Below are 19,084 nucleotides of genomic sequence, written 5' to 3'. Positions count from 1 at the left end.
GGAGATTGCCCGATGAAAATACTGGTACCTGTCAAGCGCGTCGTTGACTACAACGTCAAGGTGCGCGTCAAGTCTGATCAAACCGGCGTGGATATCGCCAATGTGAAGATGTCCATGAACCCCTTTGACGAGATTGCCGTCGAGGAAGCGACCCGCCTGAAGGAGAAGGGCGCGGTGGCCGAGGTCGTGGCGGTTTCTTGCGGCGTTGCGCAATGCCAGGAAACGCTGCGCACGGCCATGGCCATCGGCGCCGACCGCGGCGTGCTGGTCCAGACCGATGCCGAGCTGCAGCCGCTGGCCGTGGCCAAGCTGTTGAAGGCGCTGGTCGACAAGGAACAGCCGCAGCTGGTGATCCTGGGCAAGCAAGCCATCGACGACGACGCCAACCAGACCGGCCAGATGCTGGCCGCGCTGCTGGACTGGCCGCAAGCCACGTTCGCCAGCAAGGTCGAGCTGGCCGACGGCAAGGTCATGGTCACGCGCGAAGTCGACGGCGGCCTGGAAACGCTGACCTTGAAGCTGCCGGCCATCGTCACCACCGACCTGCGCCTGAACGAGCCGCGCTACGTCACGCTGCCCAACATCATGAAGGCCAAGAAGAAGCAACTGGACACCGTCACGCCTGAAGAACTGGGTGTGGACGCCGCGCCGCGCCTGAAGACGCTGAAGGTCAGCGAGCCGCCCGCCCGCAAGGCCGGCATCAAGGTGTCCGATGTCGCGGCCCTGGTGGACAAACTCAAGAACGAAGCGAAGGTGGTCTGAACATGACGACGCTGGTTATTGCCGAACACGATAACGCCCAGCTCAAGGGCGCAACCCTGAACGCCGTCGCCGCCGCCGCCAAGATCGGAGGCGACGTGCACGTGCTGGTCGCCGGCGCCAACGCGCGCGCCGTGGCCGACCAGGCCGCTGCCGCCGCAGGCGTCTCCAAGGTCCTGCTGGCCGACGCGCCGCAACTGGCCGACGGCCTGGCCGAGAACGTCGCCGCCCAGGTGCTGGCGGTGGCCTCGGGCTACAGCCACATCCTGTTCCCGGCGACCGCCTCGGGCAAGAACGTGGCCCCGCGCGTGGCTGCCAAGCTGGACGTGGCGCAGATCTCCGACATCATCGGCGTGGAATCGGCCGACACCTTCCAGCGCCCGATCTACGCCGGCAACGCGATTGCCACGGTGCAGTCGGCCGACGCCGTCAAGGTCATCACCGTGCGCACCACCGGCTTTGACGCCGTGGCCGCGCAAGGCGGTTCCGCCGCGGTGGAAGAAATCGCCGCCGTCGCCGATTCGGGGCTGTCCACCTTCGTGGGCCGCGAAGTCGCCAAGAGCGACCGTCCGGAACTGGCCGGCGCGCGCGTCGTCGTCTCCGGCGGCCGCGGCCTGGGCAGCGCCGAGAACTTCAAGATCCTGGATCCGCTGGCCGACAAGCTGGGCGCCGCACTCGGCGCCTCGCGCGCCGCGGTCGACGCAGGCTATGCGCCTAACGACTGGCAAGTCGGTCAGACCGGCAAGATCGTCGCGCCGCAGCTGTATGTGGCGGTTGGTATCTCGGGCGCCATCCAGCATCTGGCCGGCATGAAGGATTCGAAGGTCATCGTGGCCATCAACAAGGATCCGGAAGCGCCGATCTTCGGTGTGGCCGATTATGGCCTGGTGGGCGATCTGTTCCAGGTCGTGCCTGAACTGACCGGCGCGCTGTAACCGCCGGAATCCCGGCGCATCCTGGTCCCGGTCGTCGATGGCGCCGCGGCGGCGGGGAGCCTTTCCCCGCGTCGCCCGGCCTCGCGTTCACTGCGTGCGGGCATCGCCGCCTTTGGCCAGGATGGCCGTCATGTCTTGCTCGTAGCGATAGCCGTCGCGCAGGCTCATGTCCTCTATCGTGTTGAGCGTGTGCTTGGCCAGCCGTGTCGCGGCTGGTCGCTTCGACGCGATGCGGGAGGCCAGCTCGCGCGCTGCGGGCAGCAGGTCCTCGGCTGCCACACAGGCTTCCACGATGCCCAGGCGATACAACTCGGCGCCCGGAATGCGCTCGCCGGTAAGCATCATGCGCCGCGTGCGCGAATGCCCGAACAGTCGCATCGCGTGCCGTCCGCCACCCATGGCGCCGACGTCGATCTCGGGCAGGCCCAGGAGCGCTTTTTCCGAGGCGATCAGGATGTCGCACGATGCGGCGATGGCCAGGCCGGCGCCCAGTGCGGGGCCGTTGATGGCGGCGATGACCGGCTTGGCGCATTCCCGTATGGAGTGGAAGCACTCGCGCGTGCGCCGCGAATGCATGGTCAGGCCGCCCAGGCCGGCCGTGTTCTCGGCGCGCTGCTTGAGGTCGGCGCCCGCGCAGAAGATCTTGCCCGCGCCGGTCAGCACCACGACATGCACCTCGTCGAGGTCGGAGAGCTGGTCCATGGCCGTGGTCAGCTCATCATTGAGCTTGCGGCTGAGCGCGTTGACCGGAGGATTGTTCAAGGACAGCGTCGCAACGTGGTCCTGGATGTGCAGCTGCAATTGGGAGAATTGGTCCATCGGGAATGGTCCTGATTGGTTGCGCATTATGATATGAGGCGCCCGCGACTTCCCTGCGGGCAGGTTTAGGAAACTTCAAATGGCTACCCTGATTCCGGCAACGAGCCGTACGTTGGCCGCCTTCGAGATATTTGCGCGCGAACAGCGCGAGTTGTCCAATTCGGAGATGGCGCGCCTGCTTTCCTTGCCCGACAGCAGTTGCTCGGATTTGCTCGGCACGATGCATGCGCTGGGCTACCTGATGCGCACGCCCCGCACGCGCCGCTTCTATCCCACCGCGCGGCTGTATGAGATCGCGCGCCAGATCGCGGAAAACGATCCCTTGGCCAAGTCGGCCAAGGAAGCCGTGCAGCAACTGGTCGAGAAAACCAACGAAAGCGCTTTTGTCGGCATGCTGGACCGCTCCGCCGTCAAGGTGGTGGCGGTGCTGCCTTGCCGGCGGCCGTTGCGCTACATCATGGAAGTCGGCGATCGCGCGGCGTTGCACGCCTCGGCCATAGGCAAGGCGCTGCTGGGTCAGCTCGACACGGACGAATTGCAGGCCCAGGTCAAGCAGCTCAAGCTGGAGGCCGTGACGCCCCATACGATCACCAGCGCGAAGAAGCTGATGACCGAGGTGGCGCAGGGGCGCAAGCAGGGCTGGTATGCCTCCGAGGGAGAGGGGGTCGAGGGCGTGACGGCCTTGGCCGTCGCGGGCGTCCTGGGCGAACTGCCGGTGGGGCTGTCGCTGGCAGGCCCCTCCGACCGCGTCCACAAGCACCGCAAGGCCTACCTGCAGGCGTTGTTCGAGATACGCGACACCCTGTCGGGCTGAAGGCGTATTCATTGCCGCACGGGCCACTGGAAGGGCGGGCCCTTCTTATCGAAGAATCGTTGCAGGGCCATGGCGTGGAAGTTGGCGCTCATTGCAACGCCTTGGCCGTCGCTTTCCAGCATGAGCATGGTTTGCAGGTCGCTGCGCAGGGATACGTTCAAGGCGCGCTTGGTGATGCTCAGGGCGACCGGTGAAGCCTGGGCAAGGCAGCGCGCTATGGCGCGCGCACGCTCGGGCAGGTCCTCGGCGGGCATCGTTTCCAGCACCAATCCCAGCTCCCTGGCTTCCGTGGCGCCGAACTCGCGCGCCGAAAACAGCAGCTCCTTTGCGCGCTGCACCCCGACCAACCGGGGCAAGGTATAGAAGGTGCCAAAGTCGGCGACCGCGCCGAGGCGTCCGAAGGCCATGCAGAAGCGCGCGTCGTCGGCCGCCAGCACCAGGTCGCCGGTCAGCGCCAGGCCCAGGCCCGCGCCGTAGGCTACGCCCTGCACCGCGGAAATCACGGGCCGGTCGAAATCCAGCAGCGCCGAGACCAGGTCGTGCAGATCGACCAGCCTCTGGCGGCGGCCTTGCGCAGTCGCTTCACCGTCGGCGGCGCTGCTGCGCAGGGCCTTGAGGTCGCCGCCGGAGCAGAAGTTGCCGCCCGCGCCGGTCAGGATCAGGACCTTCAAATCACGGTCGTGACGGAGTTCGTGCACCAGTTTGCGCAGCGAGGTGCGCATGGCAATGTCGATGGCGTTCTTGGATTCCGGCCGGTTCAGCGTGATGGTGCCCACGCCGTCCTCGATTTCATATAGCAGGCCTTCGTACATGATGGTTGGTCCTTGTAGGGCTAGAGTCGTTCAGGGGTAGGGGAGGTCAAAAGCAGGGCGTCGAGCACCCAGGCGCCTTCGCCGGCGGGGCCGACCCAGACGGGGTTGAATTCGGCTTCCAGGATGTCGGGGCGGTCCGACACGAATTCGGCAAGCTGGATGACCAGGCGCACCAATGCATCGGTGTCCATCGGCGGGAGATTGCGGAATTGGCCCAGGTAGGCGCCATGCCGCAGGTCCGCCAGCATGTCATGCACATCGGCTGGCTGTATCGGCAAGACGCGGTGCGCGACGTCCTTGAGCAGCTCCACGAATATGCCGCCCAGCCCGATGGTGAGGACTCGACCGTACATGAGATCGGTGCGGATCGCGATCAGCATTTCGCGCCCGGCGTCGTGCAGCATCTTCTCGACCAGCACGCCGTCGATGCGAGCGTCGGGACGTCGTGCCTGGACCTGGCTCACCATCCGCGTGTGGGCCTCGGCCGCTTGTCCTGGCGTGCGCACGTCCAGCCATACGCCGCCCACTTCGGTCTTGTGCAGGATCTGGGCGCTGACGATCTTCAGCGCCACCGGAAATCCCAACGCCTGCGCGGCGGCGGCAGTTTCTTCCGCGGAGCGGCACAGGCTGCCTTGTGGCACAGCAATGCCTGCTTCGCGCAGCATTGCTTTGGCGGCTGCCTCGGTGCACGCCACGGCTGCGCCTGATTCATCCCCCGAGGCCGCGGACATGGCGGGCGCTGCGGCCATCGCGTCTGGCAGCATGCGGCGCGGCGTCACTTTTCGTACCGCCGCCAATGCCGAACCTAGCGAAAGGAATGGCGCCAGACCGTGTTCTTCAAGCCGCAGAAAGCCGCTGCCCAGGCGACGGCTCATCCAGACCGCAATGATGGGCCGGGATGCGCCGGCGGCGGCATCGATGATGGCCTGCGCGATGCCGTCGGTGAGCTCTCCATAGTCGGCCGGAATCGGCACGATGACCGCGCCCACATTGGGGTCCTGAGCCACCGTGCGCAGGCACGACGACAACCCTTCGATGCTGTTGAGCGCTTCGGCGGTCACGTCCACCGGATTGGCGATGGCCGCATAACCGGGCAGGCTCGCGCGCAGATGTTCGGTTGTTTCCGGCGCAAATTGTGCCAGGCGCAATCCCTGGAGTCCGATCTGGTCGGCGGCCATGGCGGCCGCGCCGCCGGAGAAGGTCACCACGGCCAGTTCGTCGGAAGTCGGAACGCTGCCGCTTGCGGCAAGACGCGCCAGCGCGACCAGCTCGTCCATGTCGTGCGCCTCGATCGCGCCGAACTGCGCGAACATGGCGCTGTTGACTTCAGCCGTGCCTGCGATCGAGCCGGTGTGGGACTGAGCGGCGCGCACGCCATACTCGGAGCGGCCGATCTTGAGAATGATGACGGGCTTGCCGTGCGTGCGCGCCAGATCGAGAGCGGCGGCCAGGCGCTTGCCGTCCTTGATGCCCTCGAGCAGTACGGCGATGACGCCGATCTCGGGGTCGCGGGCCAGGTGAGCGATGAAATCCGGCGCGCCCAGGTCGACTTCGTTGCCCGCGGACAGCCACAAGGCGGCGCCCGGACCATACGACAGCCCCTGGACGATATTGCGTCCGGCCCCGCCGCCTTGGGTGACGATGCCGATGGTCCCCACGTTCTTGTCGGTCTTGAAGGCAGGGGAGATCGTCATGCCCATGCGGTCGCGGAAGTTCGACAGGCCAGGGCAATTCGGTCCGTAGACGCGCAACCCGGTCGACTCGCACAACGCCGCGATTTGTTGCTCCAGCGCCCGTCCTTCAGGGCCGGCCTCGCCGAAGCCGGAGGACATGACGATGGCATAGGGAATTCCGCGTGCGGCGCAATCGCGCAGCGCATCCATCACGTAGGCGGCGCGCAGGATGATCAGCGCCACGTCGATGTCGGCTTCCGGCAGGTCGGCAATCGATGGCCAGCAGCGGAACGGCCCGTCGCCGCGCATGGGCGGGTTCACGACGAAAAGCTCGCCCTCCATGCGCGAGTGCAAGGAGAGGTTCTCCAGCAGGCGGGCGCCTTCGCTGTTTGGCCTCTGCGATCCGAGCACCACGACCGCGTTGCGCGGTCGCACCAGCCTGGATAGATCGGGAAATCCACAATGCGACGCATGCATATTTACTCCGTAATTTCGTGGTAGTGTACGATCAGTCGTAATTAATTCTACAGCCTATCGAGGAAAATTACGATAATTCGTACTGATGAGGAGGGAGACCCGCCATGAAGCGATTTGCTGCCGCCGTATCCGTCTTGCTGTGCCTGGGCAGTGTGGCCACGCACGCGCAAAGTCCATCCACCTATCCCGCCAAGCCGGTGGCCCTGCTGGTCGGGTTCGGCGCCGGAGGCGGGACCGACCTGCTGGCCCGTTACTACGCCAAGTCCCTGGCCGACAAGCTGGGCCAACCCTTTGTGGTCGAGAACAAGACCGGGGCGGGAGGCGCGCTGGCGATCAATGCGGCCGTCAAGGCCCCTGCGGACGGCTACACCCTGTTGATGGGCACCACCGGCATCGCGGTGGACACCGCGCTGGGCAAGGCCAGCTACTCCTGGCAGCGCGATCTGGCGCCGGTCGCGATGCTGGGATATGCCAGCAATGTGCTGGTGGTGCCGCAAAAGTCCTCCATACACAGCGTGCAGGATCTGATCGCCGAGGCAGGGCGCCGCCACGTGACTTTCGGTTCGCCGGGCATCACCTCGTCGATGCACATGACGGGGGAATTGTTCAAGCAGATGGCCAAGGTGCGGATGACGCATGTGCCGTATCGCGCTGCGCCGCCCGCGGAACAAGCTTTGCTGGCGGGTGACGTCGACGTGCTGTTCGACAACATGGCGGGAGCCATGGCCTTTATCGAGGCGGGAAAGTTCCGTCCCATTGCCGTCAGCAGCGCGACGCGCAACGCCAGCCTGCCGGACGTGCCCACCATCGACGAGGCGGGGCTGAAGGGCTTTGAAACCACGGGCACCTTCTTCCTCATGGCGCCTGCGAAGACGCCGCCCGAAGTGATCGCCAGGCTGGCATCCAGCGTCGAGGAGATTTCGCGGGAACCGGAGACGCTGGCGTTCCTGGGCCGGCTTCAAATCACGGCGCTGCATGGCGGCAGCGAGGCCGTGTCCGTCTTCATGGAAGCCGAAGTGGCCAAGTGGACCAAGGTCGTGACGGCCCCGGATTTCGAGTCCGCCAAATAGGAGGCCGATGCCATGGACTTTTTGCTGGATTCCACGCAGCAGGCCTTGAAGGACTCGCTCGCACGATATCTGGAGGCCGAGGTCGCGCCGCTGGTCGAACGATACGAAGCGGCCAAGGAAGTCGTGCCGCGTTCCGTCGTGCGTGCCATGCGCGACTATGGGCTGATCGGCGGGCTGCTGCCCGAAGCGGACGGGGGCTTCGGCCTGCCCATGACCACCTATGGCACGCTGATCGCCGAAGTGGCCAGCACCTGGCCGTCGTTGCGCGGCATGCTCAGCGTCAGCAATCTGGCGGCGTCGGTGCTGGCGGGCGCGGGCAGCGCGGGCTTGCGGGAGAAATACCTGCCCGCCATTCTGGATGGACGGGCGATCTGCTGTTTTGCGTTGAGCGAACCCGGGATCGGCTCGGATGCCGCGAACGTGCAGACGCGGGTCGAGCGCATGCCGTCCGGCGGTTGGCGGATCAACGGCCGCAAGATCTACATTACCAACGGGCCGATCTGCGACCTGGGCATCGTCTTTGCACGCAACGTGAGCGGCGAGGGCGCCGGCGGCGTTTCGTGCCTGGTCTTCGAAAGCGGCATGCCGGGATTCTCCTGCAGCCCGATAGGGAAAATGGGCATGCATTGCTGCCCACTCGGCGAACTGCTGTTCGAGGATGTCGAGGTCCCGGCAGAGAACCTGATCGGAGAGCCCGGCCAGGCATTTTCGATCGCGAAGAAGTATCTCAACATCGGACGCTCCGTGGTGGCGTTCGCCGCGCTCGGAATCGCCGAGTCTTCGCTGCAGGCAGCCCTGCGCTTTGCGCGCGAACGAGAGCAGTTCGGGCGGCCCATAGGCGGGTTCCAGTTGGTGCAGCAAATGGTCGCCGACATGATGACGCAGGTGGAGACCTCGCGGCTGCTGGCCTACCGGTCGGCGGACGCGCTGGACCGCGGCCTGCCCGATAACGCCGTCCTGTGCGCGATGGCCAAGCGCCATGCCAGCGATGCGGCGCTGCGCGTGGCGGAACTCGCCCTGCAAATTCACGGCGGGGCTGGCTACACCTCCCTGTTCCCCGTGGAGAGACATTACCGCGATGCCAGGCATCTGAGCATCGGCGAAGGAACCAACCAGATCATTGGATTGCTGATCGCGCAAAGCGCCCTCGGCATCTCCGCGCTTCGCTAAGCGTTTTCGCTGTTTTCCCAAGGAAATGACATGTCCATGAATCCAGGCCGGCGCCGCGCCGCGTCTACCGTCCTATGCTCTCTGTTTGCCGGTTGGCTGTTCGCCGCTGGAGCGGCGCAGGCCGCGCCGGCTTATCCCGATAAGCCGGTACGGCTGATCGTGCCTTTCGCGGCCGGCGGATTTTCCGATGTGCTGACGCGGGTGGTCGGCGCCGCGTTGGCGCAGAAGTGGGGGCAGCCGGTGGTCGTGGAAAACCGCGCTGGCGCCAACGGTGTCATCGGCACCACCGCCGCGGCGCGCGCGGCGCCCGACGGCTACACCCTGCTGATTGCGCTGGATTCGCACGTCAGCAACAACTTCCTGGTGAAATCACTGCCGTACGACACCATGAAGGACTTCTCTCCCATCGCCTTTCTGGGCACGGCGCCCATGGTGTTGATGGCCAATCCGGGGTTCGCAGCCAACAACGTCGCGGACGTGGTGCGGTTGGCCAAAGCCCAGCCGAACACGGTCAACTATGGCACCTTGGGTTCGGGCAGCCAGATCCACATGGCCGCGCGCATGCTGGAGACCGCGGCCGATGTCCAGATGACGCCGGTTCCGTACAAAGGCGGCGGTCCGGCCGTCAGCGACCTGATGGCCGGGCATATCCAGCTGCTGTTCGCCTCGGTGACCTCGGCGCTGCCCGTCATACAGCAACACCGCGCCAAGGCCCTGGCGGTGGTCTTTCCCAAGCGCCTGGCGGCTTTGCCGGATGTACCCACCATGGCCGAGCAGGGCTACCCCGGCGTGGAGAAAGTGGGGTTCTGGTTCGGCGTCATGGCGCCTGCCGGCACGCCTGCATCCATCATCGAGAAAGTGCAGGCCGACCTCGCGGACGTCGTGGCGCAGCCCGATGTGGCCAAGCGTCTGGCGGATATGGGGTTGCAGATGCAGCCCATGGGCCCGGCCGAGTTCGGCAACTTCGTGCAAGCGGAACTCGCCCGTTGGGCGGATCTGGTCAAGCGCGAGAACCTGTCGCCTCAGTAGCGCGTGGACTAAGTCCGATAAAAAGGGAGTGGCATCGTCACTCCCTTTTTTTTTGCCACGCTACCAGGCTCGCGTCGGCGCCGCAGCGCGTCAAGCTGCCTCGGAGGCGAGCCACACGGCCGCAGGCCCTTGGCCGGTCAGCAGATCGAGGATGGCTTGGGTGTGCTGGCCGGCCTGGGGGACCGCTCCCGGCTGCGCGCATGCGCCGTCGAAACGAGGCGCAGGCGCCGCTTGCAGGCAGCCGTCGCGCTCGAAATAGGTGGCGCGCGCCAGGTTATGCGGATCGCGGGCAGCTTCGTCGGGGCTCAGGACGGGCATCACGCACGCGTCGCTGTCCTTGAAGACAGTCTGCCATTCGGCGCGGGAGCGGCCGGCGAACAGCGCTTGCAGGCGCTGTTTGCGTTCCGGCCAGCGGGCTTTTTCCCATTGCGGCGTAAACCCGGGATCGTCAGCCAGCCCCAGCCGTTCGAGCAGCAGGTCATAGAACTGCGGTTCGATGCAGCCGACCGTGATGTAGCCGCCGTCGGCGCAGCCATAGGACGCATAAAAGGGCGCGGCGTTGGGCAGGCTATGGTCGAGGTCATCGTTCACGATGCCCTTGCTGCGCGCCGCCAGCAAGAGCTGCATCGAATGCGCCGATCCGTCGCTGACCGCGGCGTCCACCACGCAGCCCTGGCCGGTGCGGCGCGCCTGCAGCACGCCACCGAGCAGTCCGACGGCCAGGTACAAGGCGCCGCCGGCGATGTCGCCCACCACGGAGAAGGGCGTGGCGGGCGCAGCCGCGGCGGTTCCCGCGTGCCACAACGCGCCGGACAGGGCGATGTAATTGGCGTCATGCCCGGCGAGATGCGCCATGGGGCCATGCTGGCCCCAGCCGGTCATGCGGCCGTAGACCAGCCGCGGATTACGCGCCCGGCAGATGTCCGGTCCCAGTCCCAGGCGTTCGGCGACGCCGGGACGCATGCCCTCGATGAACACATCGGCATGCTCGATCAGGCTCAACAAGGTGTCGCGGCCGCCGGGCGTCTTGACGTCGAGCGCGATCGCCCGCTTGCCGCGCTGGATGCAATTCTCGTAGCCGATGCTGCCCGCCCGTCCGTCAGGCCGCTGGACTGAGATGACGTCCGCGCCCAGGTCGGCGAGGTGCATGGCGCAGAATGGGCCGGGCCCGATGCCCGCGAGTTCGACCACCCGCACGCCGCGCAGTACTCCATCCTTGCTTGATACGACATTTGCTTCTTGCATGTTGGTCTTGTCCGTTCAGTCCAGGTTGATGACGGCTTCGCCGACGATCTTGTTGACGCCGTGCTGATCGGCGCAGCTCAGCGTGACGCGCACGCGCTGTTCGCCGTCCTCCATCATCTTCTCGGCGACCCGCGCGCTGCACAACGGTTCGGCACCCAGCTGCATGATGCCGGTAAAGCGCATCGCCAGTCGGCGGATGCGCTGCTGCGGCACCCAATCGGTCAGCAGGCGGCCGACGTAGGCCGCCGATAGCATGCCGTGCGCGAAGACGTCAGTCGCGCCGGCGCTGCGCGCGTAATCGAGGTCGATGTGCATCGGATGATGGTCGGCCGAGGCGCCTGCATAAAGCGCCAGGGTCTTGCGGGAGATTGGCGGTATTTTCAGCGCGGGCAGCGAATCCCCCACGGTGATCGAGGCGTAGGCAGGAATGTCCATGGTGTCTCCTTCAGTCGTTGCGCTGGACGACGATGGCGCGCAGGTCGGCAATATGCCAGCCGTGCTGATTGGTCACGCGCGTATCCTTGACCAGGAAGTCGAGCGCGCCGCCTTTCTTCTGATAGACGTCGGCGACTGTCAGGTCGAAGGTCAGGGTATCTCCGGCGTACGCCATGGCGTGGTAGCTGAATTGCTGTTCGCCATGCAGGATCCGGCTTTCATCCAGGCGGGTGAGGCGGGCCGTGCCTATCGAATCGAAGGCGTCGATCTCCAGGCAGAAAAGGAAGGTGGGTGGAACCGGCAGGCGCGGATGTCCGGCCGCCCGCGCCGCCTCTTCATCCAGGTAGACCGGGTTGGTCTCGCCTATCGCCTTGGCGAAGAAGCGCAGGCGGCCGCGCTCCACCAGGATGCTGCGCGTGCCCAGCGACTGGCCGATAAGATTCTTGTCGAGCAAGATGTTCTCCTTTGGTTTGAATGCAAAGCCAACACGGCGCGGTCAGCTGGCCCTGGCGCCGGTGCGCTCGATGATGGCTTTCCACTTGATTCGTTCGCTGCGCACCAGTTCGTCGAACTTTTCGCCTCCCAGGTTCAGCGGCGTGCCGCCCATGGTGGAAAGCGAGGTGATGACCGCCGGATCCTGCAGCGCGCGCGCTACCTCCTCCTGCCAGCGGTCGATCATGGCCTTGGGCGTTCCAGCGGGGAAGAACAGGCCGATCCAGGACATCGACTCCGCCTTCGGATAGCCGGCCTCGGCGATGGTCGGGACGTCGGGCAGCAGGCTCAGCCGCGTGGCGCTGGTGACTGCCAGGGCGCGCAGCTTTCCGCTCTGAATGTGTCCCAGCGTGGTGGCCGGATAGTCGAACGAGGCATCGACCTGTCCGCCCAGCAAATCATTGATGGCCGGCGGGCTGCCGCGATAGGGCACGTTGACGTATTTGATTCCGGCCACGGTCTGGAACAGTTCGGCCTCCAGGTGGGTGGCGGTGCCATTGCCGGCATTGGCCATCGTGATGGTGCCGGGGTGTTCGTTCGCATAGGCCACCAGTTCCTTGACCGTGCGATAGGGACGGCCGGCATTGACCACCAGCACGTTGGGCAGCGCGATGACGCCATGCACGGCGACAAAGTCCTTTTCTGGATTGAAGCTGATGGATTGGTACAAGTACTGATTGGTGGCCTGGGTTCCCTGCGTGCCCATCAGCAGGGTGTAGCCGTCGGGCTTGGCCCGGGCGACGTGCTCGGCCGCAGGGTTGCCGCCTGCGCCCGGCCGGTTCTCGACCACCACGGGTTGGCCCAGTCCTTTCGATACCTTGCTGGCGATCAGGCGGCTTACCTGATCGGTGATGCCGCCGGCAGGACCCGCGGAAACAATGGTCATCGCGCGGGCGGGATACGTATCGGCAGATGCGGACGCCGATGCCATCGATAGCCCCACCGCAAGCGCCAGCGCAATGCGCTGGATCGGTTGGGGAAGTTGATGGCCGGGATTGTGGTTTTGCATGGGTGTCTCCTCCAGTCTCTTGAAAAAAACGGTTGGAATGTACTCCGGCATTTCGTATAGTACTACGAGCAGGCGGAGTATTGGCTTTTTTTCCTGCCCTGTCCATAGCAGTTTCAAGGGACGGAAAAGACTTGCGCTCCGACTCATATCCGCGCGGCGCGACGTACGCAGCGCGATCGTTGATGGCCCTCTTTGGGCCACCTCTTTTTCCATTGAAGCTGGAGACTGTATGGATCTGAAACTGAAAGGCCGCGTGGCAATCGTCACGGGTTCGGCGCGTGGGATCGGAGCGGAGACCGCCCGTTTTCTCGCCACGGAAGGCATGGCCGTCGTGATCAGCGACCTGGACCAGGACGCCGCGCAAGCGATGGCCGGCGCCATCGAAGCCGAGGGCGGCAGCGCGGTAGGGGTGCGTTGCGACGTGCGCGAGCAGGAGCAGGTGCAGGCCATGGTGGCGGCCGGTTATGAGGCTTTCGGCCGCATCGACGTATTGGTCAACAATGCAGGCCTGGTGAAAGACCGCACGCTGCTCAAGATGGACGAGGCCGATTGGGATTTGGTGATCGACGTCACGCTCAAAGGCGCGTTCCATTGCTGCCGCGCGGCGCTGCCGCACATGCACGAGAACGGGTGGGGACGCATCATCAACATCGCCTCGCGTGCGCTGTTCGGCAACCCCGGCCAGACCAACTATTCGAGCGCCAAGGCTGGCATCATAGGCATGACGCGGGCCTTGTCACTGGAGCAGGCGCGCAAGGGCGTGACGGTGAACGCCATCGCGCCGGGCTTCATCGAGACCGACTACATCAAGAGCCTGCCCAACTACAGCACGATCCTGGAGAACGTGCAGGCCAAGAACCAGGTCCCGTTCGCGGGCCAGCCCTCGGATATCGCGGGCGCCGTGGCGTTCATGGCTTCGGAGCATGCCCGCTACATCACTGGCACCACGCTCTTCGTGACGGGAGGCCGCTATGGTTGAACTGGATCCGGACGGCCTTTCGAGCGAGCACGGCCTGTTGCGCGACAACATCCGCCGCTTCCTGAAAACGCGCGTCAACCCCATCATCAACCAACATGAAGCCGCCAAGACCTTTCCCTTCGAAGTACTGGGAGAACTGCGCGACTTCGGCTACCTCGGCGGCTATCTGCCTGAATCCTCGGGCGGCTTGGGTATCGATTACCTGACCTGGGCCATCATGATGGAGGAGGCGGGCTACTGCTGGCTTTCGCTGCGGGCGCTGATCAACGGCCTGAATATCGTGGGCGGCATTCTCGACGCCTATGGCACCGAGGAACAGAAGGAACGGTTTCTTCAGCCGCTGTTGCGCAATGAACGGCGCACCTACGTCTCGATTTCCGAGCCGGATGTGGGATCGAACGTGGCCGAAGTCAAAACGCGCGCGGACAAGCAGGGCGACCATTACGTACTGAACGGCAGCAAGCTGTGGGTGACCAATGGCATGTTCGCCGACTTCGGCATCGTCGTCGCGCGCACGTTCAGCGATACCTGCCAGGGCGGCCTGTCGCTGTTCCTGGTGGAGAAGGCCCATACGCGCTTCGATGCGCGTCCGGTGGACACCATGTTCGTGCGCAGCACCGGGACCGCGGCCTACACCTTCGACAATGCCCAGGTACCCGCGGCCAACCTGCTCGGCCAGGAAGGAGAAGGACTGCGGCAGATTCTCATCGGGCTCAATTTCGGGCGTCTCAACGTGGCGATGGGGGCGGTGGGCGCGGCGCAATGCGCGCTGGACCTGTCCATCGACTACGCGCGCACCCGCAAGCAGTTCGGGCAGCCCATTGCAGCCTATCAACTGGTGCAGCGCCACATCGTCGAGATGACGATGAAGACGCAGGCGGCGCGCGCCTTGGGCTACCGCGCGGCGCGCGCCATGCAAGCGGGCCTGCCGGCGCGCGTCGAGGGCTCGGTGGCCAAGCTGTACGCGACCGAGGCCGCGCATCAGGTCGCCAATCACGCCCTGCAGGTGCACGGCGGCATTGGCTATGCCACCGACTATCCGATAGAACGGATTTTCCGCGATACGCGCGGGGGAATGATTCCGGAAGGAACCACCGAAATCCAGACGCTCATCATCGGGCGCGAGATTCTGGGCATTTCGGCATTGAAGACTGGAGAACGCGCATGAACGATTCCAACCCTCTGCAAGATATCGCGCAGACGGCGATCTATTGGGAAGACCTGCCGGTCGGCACTCGCTACCGGACGTCTTCGCGCACCATTACCGAGGCCGACGTGGTGGCCTTTGCCGCGCTGACCGGCGATTCCAACCGTCTGCACGTCGACGCCGAGTACGCCAAAGGGACCTTGTTCGGGCAGCGCATCGCGCACGGCATGCTGGTCGCATCCTACATGGCGGGGCTGACCTCGCGTTCGATTCCGTATCAGCTGACCGAAGCCGCGGTGCTCGGCGTGCTGGAGAACCGTCTCAAGTATCCCAAGCCGACCTTGATAGGCGACACGCTGCACGTCGAAATCGAGGTGATGGAGCAGAAGCCGACCAGCCGCCCCGACCGCGGCCTGATCGGCTTCCTGCGCAAGGGTGTCAATCAGCGTGGCGAAACGGTCTGCGAAATGGAAGCCGTTTGCCTGCTCAAGCGCCGGCCATCGGAGGAACAGGCATGAGCGGGCCCGACATCCGATTCGCGGACTTGTCGCGGCTGGTGCTGCCGCAGTCCATCGTGCTGGTGGGAGCGTCCGAGAAGCCGGGCAGCATCGGCCAGCGCACCCTGGAGAACCTCATGGTTCATTCCGGCTGGCAGGGCCGGCTTTCCTTGGTTAACCCCGCCCGCCAGAGCATCGCGGGCCGGCCTTGCGCGCCTTCGGTGCGCGATCTGGACCAGCCGCACGACGTGGCCATTCTGGCCGTGCGCGCCGAACTGGTGCTGGACACGCTGCGCCAGTGCGGCGAGTGCGGAACGCGTTATGCCATCGTCTTCAGCTCGGGCTTTGGCGAGACGGGTGACGCGGGCCGCGCGCTGGAGGCCGAGATGCGGAAAATTGTTGCCGATACGGGCATGCGCATCTACGGACCGAATAGCCCTGGGCTGACTAACGTCAATGGGAGGCTGGGCATGAGTTTTTCCCCTGCATTCCGTACCGACCAACGGCCCGGGCCGATAGGCGTGGCCTCTCAGGGCGGGGGGCTGGGCCGCTCGTTCATCCAGGCGATGGACCGCGGCGTGGGCACGGGCCTGTGGTTTTCGGGGGGCAACGAGGCCGACCTGGAGGTCAGCGACTACATCCACTACATGGCGGACGCGCCCGACATCGAGGTCATCGTCAGTGTTCTGGAGGGCGTGCGGGACGGGCCGCGCTTCATGGCTGCGGCCTTGCACGCTGCCCGGCGCGGCAAACCCATTGTTGCGCTGAAGGTCGGCAAGTCTGACTACGGCATCAAGGCGACGCAGTCGCACACCGCGGCAATATCGGGCTCGGCGGAGATCAACAGCGCCGTCTTCAAGGAGGTTGGCGTCATCGAGGTCGATGACGTCGACCAGTTGATCGATACGGCCTCCATGTTGGTGCGCGGCAAGCCCACCGGCCGCGAACGCATTGCCGTGTACTGCTTTTCGGGCGGAACGGCGGCGCTGGCTTCGGACCAGATAGGCCTGGGCGGCCTGGTCATGTCGGAATTCACGCCGCAGACGCTGCAGACGCTGCGCACCATGCTGCCGGACTACGCCGCCATCGACAATCCGGTAGACGTGACCGCGGAGGTGCTGGTCGATCCGACGCTCACCTACTCGGCCTTGAAGGCGACGGCGGAGGATCCCAATACCGATCTGGTCGTCGTGCCCATTCCCGTGGAGTACGGGCAGACCACCACGCTGCTGGGCGAGAGCATGGCCCGGGTGCAGCGGGAAGTGAAGACGCCGATCGTGCCGATCTGGATGAGCGACCGGACCGGCGAAGGGCATAGGCACATGATAGAAGGCGGCTTGATGCCGATGCGTTCGGTGCGCAACGCCGTCAAGGCTATGCGGCGCTACATTGACTATGGAAATTGGAGGGCAGCGTTCGATGCCGCCTGGAATCCGCTGGGCCGATCCCGTCCGGCGGCCGCGACGGCCACGCTGAGCGAGGTGGACGCCAAGGCCCTGCTGGGGCGGGCCGGCCTGCCGGTGCCGCGCGGAGAAGTCGCCCGCACGCCTGACGAGGCCGCGCGCGCGTTCGAGGTCTTGCGGTGCGACGGCGTGGTCATGAAGGTGATCAGCTCGACCATCACGCACAAGACCGACGTCGGCGGCGTGCAGCTGGGTGTGCGGTCCCCGGACGCGGCGCGCGCCGCGCATACCCGGATATGCGAACAGGTGGCCCAGGCGCACCCGGAGCATGCCAATCAAGGCGTGCTGGTCGAAGCCATGTTGCCGGGGAGGTTCGTCGAGGTCGTGGTCGGCATCCATCGGGATCCGGTCTTCGGCCATGTTTGCACGTTCGGCTTGGGCGGCGTCAGCATCGAGTTGTTCAAGGACGTCAGCCGCCGGCTGCTGCCGCTGACGCCCCAGGCTGCGCGGGCCATGATCGCCGAAACCCGCTGCAGCCAGCTGCTGAATGGATATCGCGGCCAGGAACCGTATGACGTGGATGCGCTGGTCGAGGCCTTGGTGAAAATGAGCGATTTCGTTGCCGGGCATGCCGACAGGATCGAGGAGCTGGAAATCAACCCCCTGGCCGTGCGGCCTCGCGGGCAGGGCGTGATGGCGCTGGATGCAGTGCTGAGCTTTGACGCAACGGAGAAGAAGACATGGTGAAGACGGATATCGGCTACACCACGGTGGATGCCATCGTGGTGCGCGGACGCGACCTGTCCAAGGAGATCATCGGCAAGTTCGATTTCATCGACATGATCTACCACACTACCTTCGCGCGCATGCCCAGCGCGCGCGAAAAGACCATGGTGACCGCCATACTGGTCACCACGGCGGACCATGGCATCACGCCCAGTTCGCTGGCGGCGCGCCTGACCTACGCGGGCGCGCCCGAGGCCATGCAGGCCGCCGTCGCGGCGGGGTTGCTGGGCGCGGGCAGCGTGTTCCTGGGCACCATGCAGAACGCCGCCGAGATGTTGATCGAGGCGGGGCGCGAGCTGGGTCCGGACGCAAGCGACGGCGCGGTGCGCGACGCGGCGAGAGCGCTGATCCAACGCTACAAGCAGGAGCGGCGGCCCTTGTACGGTGTGGGCCATCCCATCCACGTCAATGGCGACCCGAGGGTGGCGACGCTGCGCGAGCTGTCGCGCGCCAATGATTACTACGGCGTGCATTGGCGCCTGATGGACGCGATCAGCGAGGTCCTGATCCAGGAGAAGGGCAAGAAGCTGCCCTTGAACGCGGTGGGCGCGATCGCCTCGATCGTTGCCGACATGGAACTGGATCCGATGGTGGCGCGGGGTCTGGCCCTGGTGGGCCGCTCGGCTGGCTTGCTGGCGCATCTGGTCGAAGAGAAGACGCAGCCGATCGGCAGGGCAGCCTGGGAGCTTGTGCTGCAGGACGACCCGCGCAACGAAGTGCCTTGACGGGTCGGGCGGCCGGCCAGGGCCGGCCGCCGCGTGCCTTCTCCGGGAAAGCGATGATGCGGCAGATCCATCCCTCGTGGAAAAACCTGTGTTGCGCGCTCTAGAATGAGCCTCGAGCAGGAGGAGGCGAGGATGTGGGATACCGCGCTGGACGGGCTTTCCGAGGCCCAGCGGCAGCATATTGGGGAATGCATGACGCGGCGTGAACTGGCTCCCCGGACGGTCCTGCTGCGGCAGGGATCCAAGGCCGGATGCATCAGTGTGATCGTCAGCGGGCGGATGCGCAGCGTCCAGGTCGCCCGCGATGGCAGGGAATCCAGCAACGTGTTCGGCAGGAACGCCATGCTGGGCGTGATATCGACCATGCTCGACGAACCGGCCTTTGCGTCGCTGGAAACCCTGGACCGGACGGTGGTGGCGCAGCTCGATCGCGCCAACCTGCTGCGCCTGATGGAAACAATGCCGCGCCTATCGCTGAACATCGCCATGACCTTGGCGCGCTTTGGCGCCACCAGCGTGCAGCGCCGCTATCGCGCCGAAGAGCAGACGCCGCTGCAGCTTGCCCAGGTCCTGTGCGAACTGGCCACGCTCGACGGCGCGGGACCGCGCGGCGAAATCCATGGCCTGACCCAGCAGGACCTGGCCGCCATGGTGCATGCTTCGCGCAGCTGGGTGGCCACCAAGCTCGGCCATCTGGAAGCGCTGGGCCTGCTGGATTACCGGCGCGCCATCATCGTCATTCCGGATCTGGACGCGCTGGCCAGCTACAGCCGCGGGCTATGGCAGCCTCCGCGGCGCTGAAAGCCGC

The 19,084-nt window shown here is 65.5% G+C and carries 19 protein-coding genes; 12 read left to right on the top strand and 7 right to left on the bottom strand.

All coding sequences use genetic code 11. From position 1 onward, the window contains the following. Positions 1 to 12 precede the first annotated feature (12 nt). Positions 13 to 762: an electron transfer flavoprotein subunit beta/FixA family protein gene (locus tag AXYL_RS24530; protein WP_041654229.1), complete on the top strand. Its 750-nt coding sequence runs from the start codon at positions 13 to 15 to the stop codon at positions 760 to 762. A gap of 2 nt (positions 763 to 764) precedes the next feature. Then, positions 765 to 1,694, top strand: a complete 930-nt coding sequence (locus tag AXYL_RS24525) for an electron transfer flavoprotein subunit alpha/FixB family protein (RefSeq protein ID WP_013392407.1) — start codon at positions 765 to 767, stop codon at positions 1,692 to 1,694. A gap of 87 nt (positions 1,695 to 1,781) precedes the next feature. On the opposite strand, the gene AXYL_RS24520 is transcribed toward AXYL_RS24525, so the two are convergent. Next, on the bottom strand, positions 1,782 to 2,513 hold the full coding sequence (locus tag AXYL_RS24520) for an enoyl-CoA hydratase/isomerase family protein (protein ID WP_013395567.1): 732 nt from the start codon (positions 2,511 to 2,513) through the stop codon (positions 1,782 to 1,784). A gap of 79 nt (positions 2,514 to 2,592) precedes the next feature. Between AXYL_RS24520 and AXYL_RS24515 the strand changes: the two genes are divergently transcribed. After that, positions 2,593 to 3,327: an IclR family transcriptional regulator gene (locus AXYL_RS24515; protein WP_013395566.1), complete on the top strand. Its 735-nt coding sequence runs from the start codon at positions 2,593 to 2,595 to the stop codon at positions 3,325 to 3,327. A gap of 8 nt (positions 3,328 to 3,335) precedes the next feature. Here the strand turns inward: AXYL_RS24515 and AXYL_RS24510 are convergent, their stop codons facing one another. Both AXYL_RS24510 and AXYL_RS24505 read right to left on the bottom strand, forming a co-directional pair. Continuing rightward, a complete protein-coding gene (locus AXYL_RS24510; RefSeq protein WP_013395565.1) occupies positions 3,336 to 4,139 on the bottom strand; it encodes an enoyl-CoA hydratase/isomerase family protein in 804 nt (267 codons plus the stop codon). A gap of 20 nt (positions 4,140 to 4,159) precedes the next feature. After that, the gene (locus AXYL_RS24505; protein ID WP_013395564.1) at positions 4,160 to 6,289 is read right to left on the bottom strand and encodes an acetate--CoA ligase family protein; all 2,130 of its coding nucleotides are present in this window, start codon (positions 6,287 to 6,289) and stop codon (positions 4,160 to 4,162) included. 104 nt (positions 6,290 to 6,393) lie between these two features. On the opposite strand from AXYL_RS24505, the gene AXYL_RS24500 reads away from it, so the two are divergent. The 3 genes from AXYL_RS24500 to AXYL_RS24490 are packed head-to-tail and all read left to right on the top strand — an operon-like array spanning position 6,394 to position 9,558. Further along, positions 6,394 to 7,359, top strand: a complete 966-nt coding sequence (locus AXYL_RS24500) for a Bug family tripartite tricarboxylate transporter substrate binding protein (RefSeq protein WP_013395563.1) — start codon at positions 6,394 to 6,396, stop codon at positions 7,357 to 7,359. A 12-nt stretch (positions 7,360 to 7,371) separates the two neighbouring features. Continuing rightward, positions 7,372 to 8,529 carry an acyl-CoA dehydrogenase family protein gene (locus AXYL_RS24495; RefSeq protein ID WP_013395562.1) on the top strand — a complete coding sequence of 386 codons (1,158 nt, stop codon included), beginning with the start codon at positions 7,372 to 7,374 and terminating at the stop codon, positions 8,527 to 8,529. 30 nt (positions 8,530 to 8,559) lie between these two features. Further along, complete coding sequence (locus AXYL_RS24490; protein WP_013395561.1) at positions 8,560 to 9,558, top strand: tripartite tricarboxylate transporter substrate binding protein; 999 nt, start codon at positions 8,560 to 8,562, stop codon at positions 9,556 to 9,558. Positions 9,559 to 9,648: 90 nt separating this feature from the next. Here the strand turns inward: AXYL_RS24490 and AXYL_RS24485 are convergent, their stop codons facing one another. Genes AXYL_RS24485 through AXYL_RS24470 form a run of 4 tightly spaced genes read right to left on the bottom strand, consistent with a single transcriptional unit; the run spans position 9,649 to position 12,739 of the window. Further along, positions 9,649 to 10,803 carry a CaiB/BaiF CoA transferase family protein gene (locus tag AXYL_RS24485; protein WP_013395560.1) on the bottom strand — a complete coding sequence of 385 codons (1,155 nt, stop codon included), beginning with the start codon at positions 10,801 to 10,803 and terminating at the stop codon, positions 9,649 to 9,651. 15 nt (positions 10,804 to 10,818) lie between these two features. Further along, entirely contained in the window at positions 10,819 to 11,238 is a 420-nt protein-coding gene (locus AXYL_RS24480) for a MaoC/PaaZ C-terminal domain-containing protein (RefSeq protein ID WP_013395559.1), read from the bottom strand. 10 nt (positions 11,239 to 11,248) lie between these two features. Continuing rightward, complete coding sequence (locus AXYL_RS24475; protein ID WP_013395558.1) at positions 11,249 to 11,692, bottom strand: MaoC family dehydratase N-terminal domain-containing protein; 444 nt, start codon at positions 11,690 to 11,692, stop codon at positions 11,249 to 11,251. 42 nt (positions 11,693 to 11,734) lie between these two features. After that, positions 11,735 to 12,739 carry a Bug family tripartite tricarboxylate transporter substrate binding protein gene (locus AXYL_RS24470; RefSeq protein ID WP_013395557.1) on the bottom strand — a complete coding sequence of 335 codons (1,005 nt, stop codon included), beginning with the start codon at positions 12,737 to 12,739 and terminating at the stop codon, positions 11,735 to 11,737. A 229-nt stretch (positions 12,740 to 12,968) separates the two neighbouring features. Here AXYL_RS24470 and AXYL_RS24465 point away from each other — a divergent pair, with 229 nt between their 5' ends. The 6 genes from AXYL_RS24465 to AXYL_RS24440 all read left to right on the top strand — a co-directional run bounded on the left by AXYL_RS24465 (position 12,969) and on the right by AXYL_RS24440 (position 19,077). Further along, complete coding sequence (locus AXYL_RS24465) at positions 12,969 to 13,718, top strand: SDR family NAD(P)-dependent oxidoreductase (RefSeq protein ID WP_013395556.1); 750 nt, start codon at positions 12,969 to 12,971, stop codon at positions 13,716 to 13,718. Next, a complete protein-coding gene (locus tag AXYL_RS24460) occupies positions 13,711 to 14,886 on the top strand; it encodes an acyl-CoA dehydrogenase family protein (protein WP_013395555.1) in 1,176 nt (391 codons plus the stop codon). Before AXYL_RS24465 ends, AXYL_RS24460 begins: the two co-directional genes overlap by 8 nt. Continuing rightward, positions 14,883 to 15,383, top strand: coding sequence for a MaoC family dehydratase (locus AXYL_RS24455; RefSeq protein WP_013395554.1), 501 nt, complete (start codon positions 14,883 to 14,885; stop codon positions 15,381 to 15,383). The genes AXYL_RS24460 and AXYL_RS24455 overlap by 4 nt, the downstream gene beginning before the upstream one ends. Next, positions 15,380 to 17,512, top strand: coding sequence for an acetate--CoA ligase family protein (locus AXYL_RS24450; protein ID WP_013395553.1), 2,133 nt, complete (start codon positions 15,380 to 15,382; stop codon positions 17,510 to 17,512). The genes AXYL_RS24455 and AXYL_RS24450 overlap by 4 nt, the downstream gene beginning before the upstream one ends. Continuing rightward, complete coding sequence (locus AXYL_RS24445) at positions 17,506 to 18,276, top strand: citryl-CoA lyase (protein ID WP_013395552.1); 771 nt, start codon at positions 17,506 to 17,508, stop codon at positions 18,274 to 18,276. Before AXYL_RS24450 ends, AXYL_RS24445 begins: the two co-directional genes overlap by 7 nt. Positions 18,277 to 18,408: 132 nt before the next feature. Next, the gene (locus AXYL_RS24440) at positions 18,409 to 19,077 is read left to right on the top strand and encodes a Crp/Fnr family transcriptional regulator (RefSeq protein WP_013395551.1); all 669 of its coding nucleotides are present in this window, start codon (positions 18,409 to 18,411) and stop codon (positions 19,075 to 19,077) included. Positions 19,078 to 19,084 lie beyond the last annotated feature (7 nt).

The organism is Achromobacter xylosoxidans A8, assembly GCF_000165835.1.
Taxonomy (GTDB): Bacteria; Pseudomonadota; Gammaproteobacteria; order Burkholderiales; family Burkholderiaceae_B; genus Achromobacter; species Achromobacter xylosoxidans_B.
The sequence above is the reverse complement of the archived record's forward strand: the minus strand, read 5'-3'. Positions and strand labels throughout refer to the sequence as shown.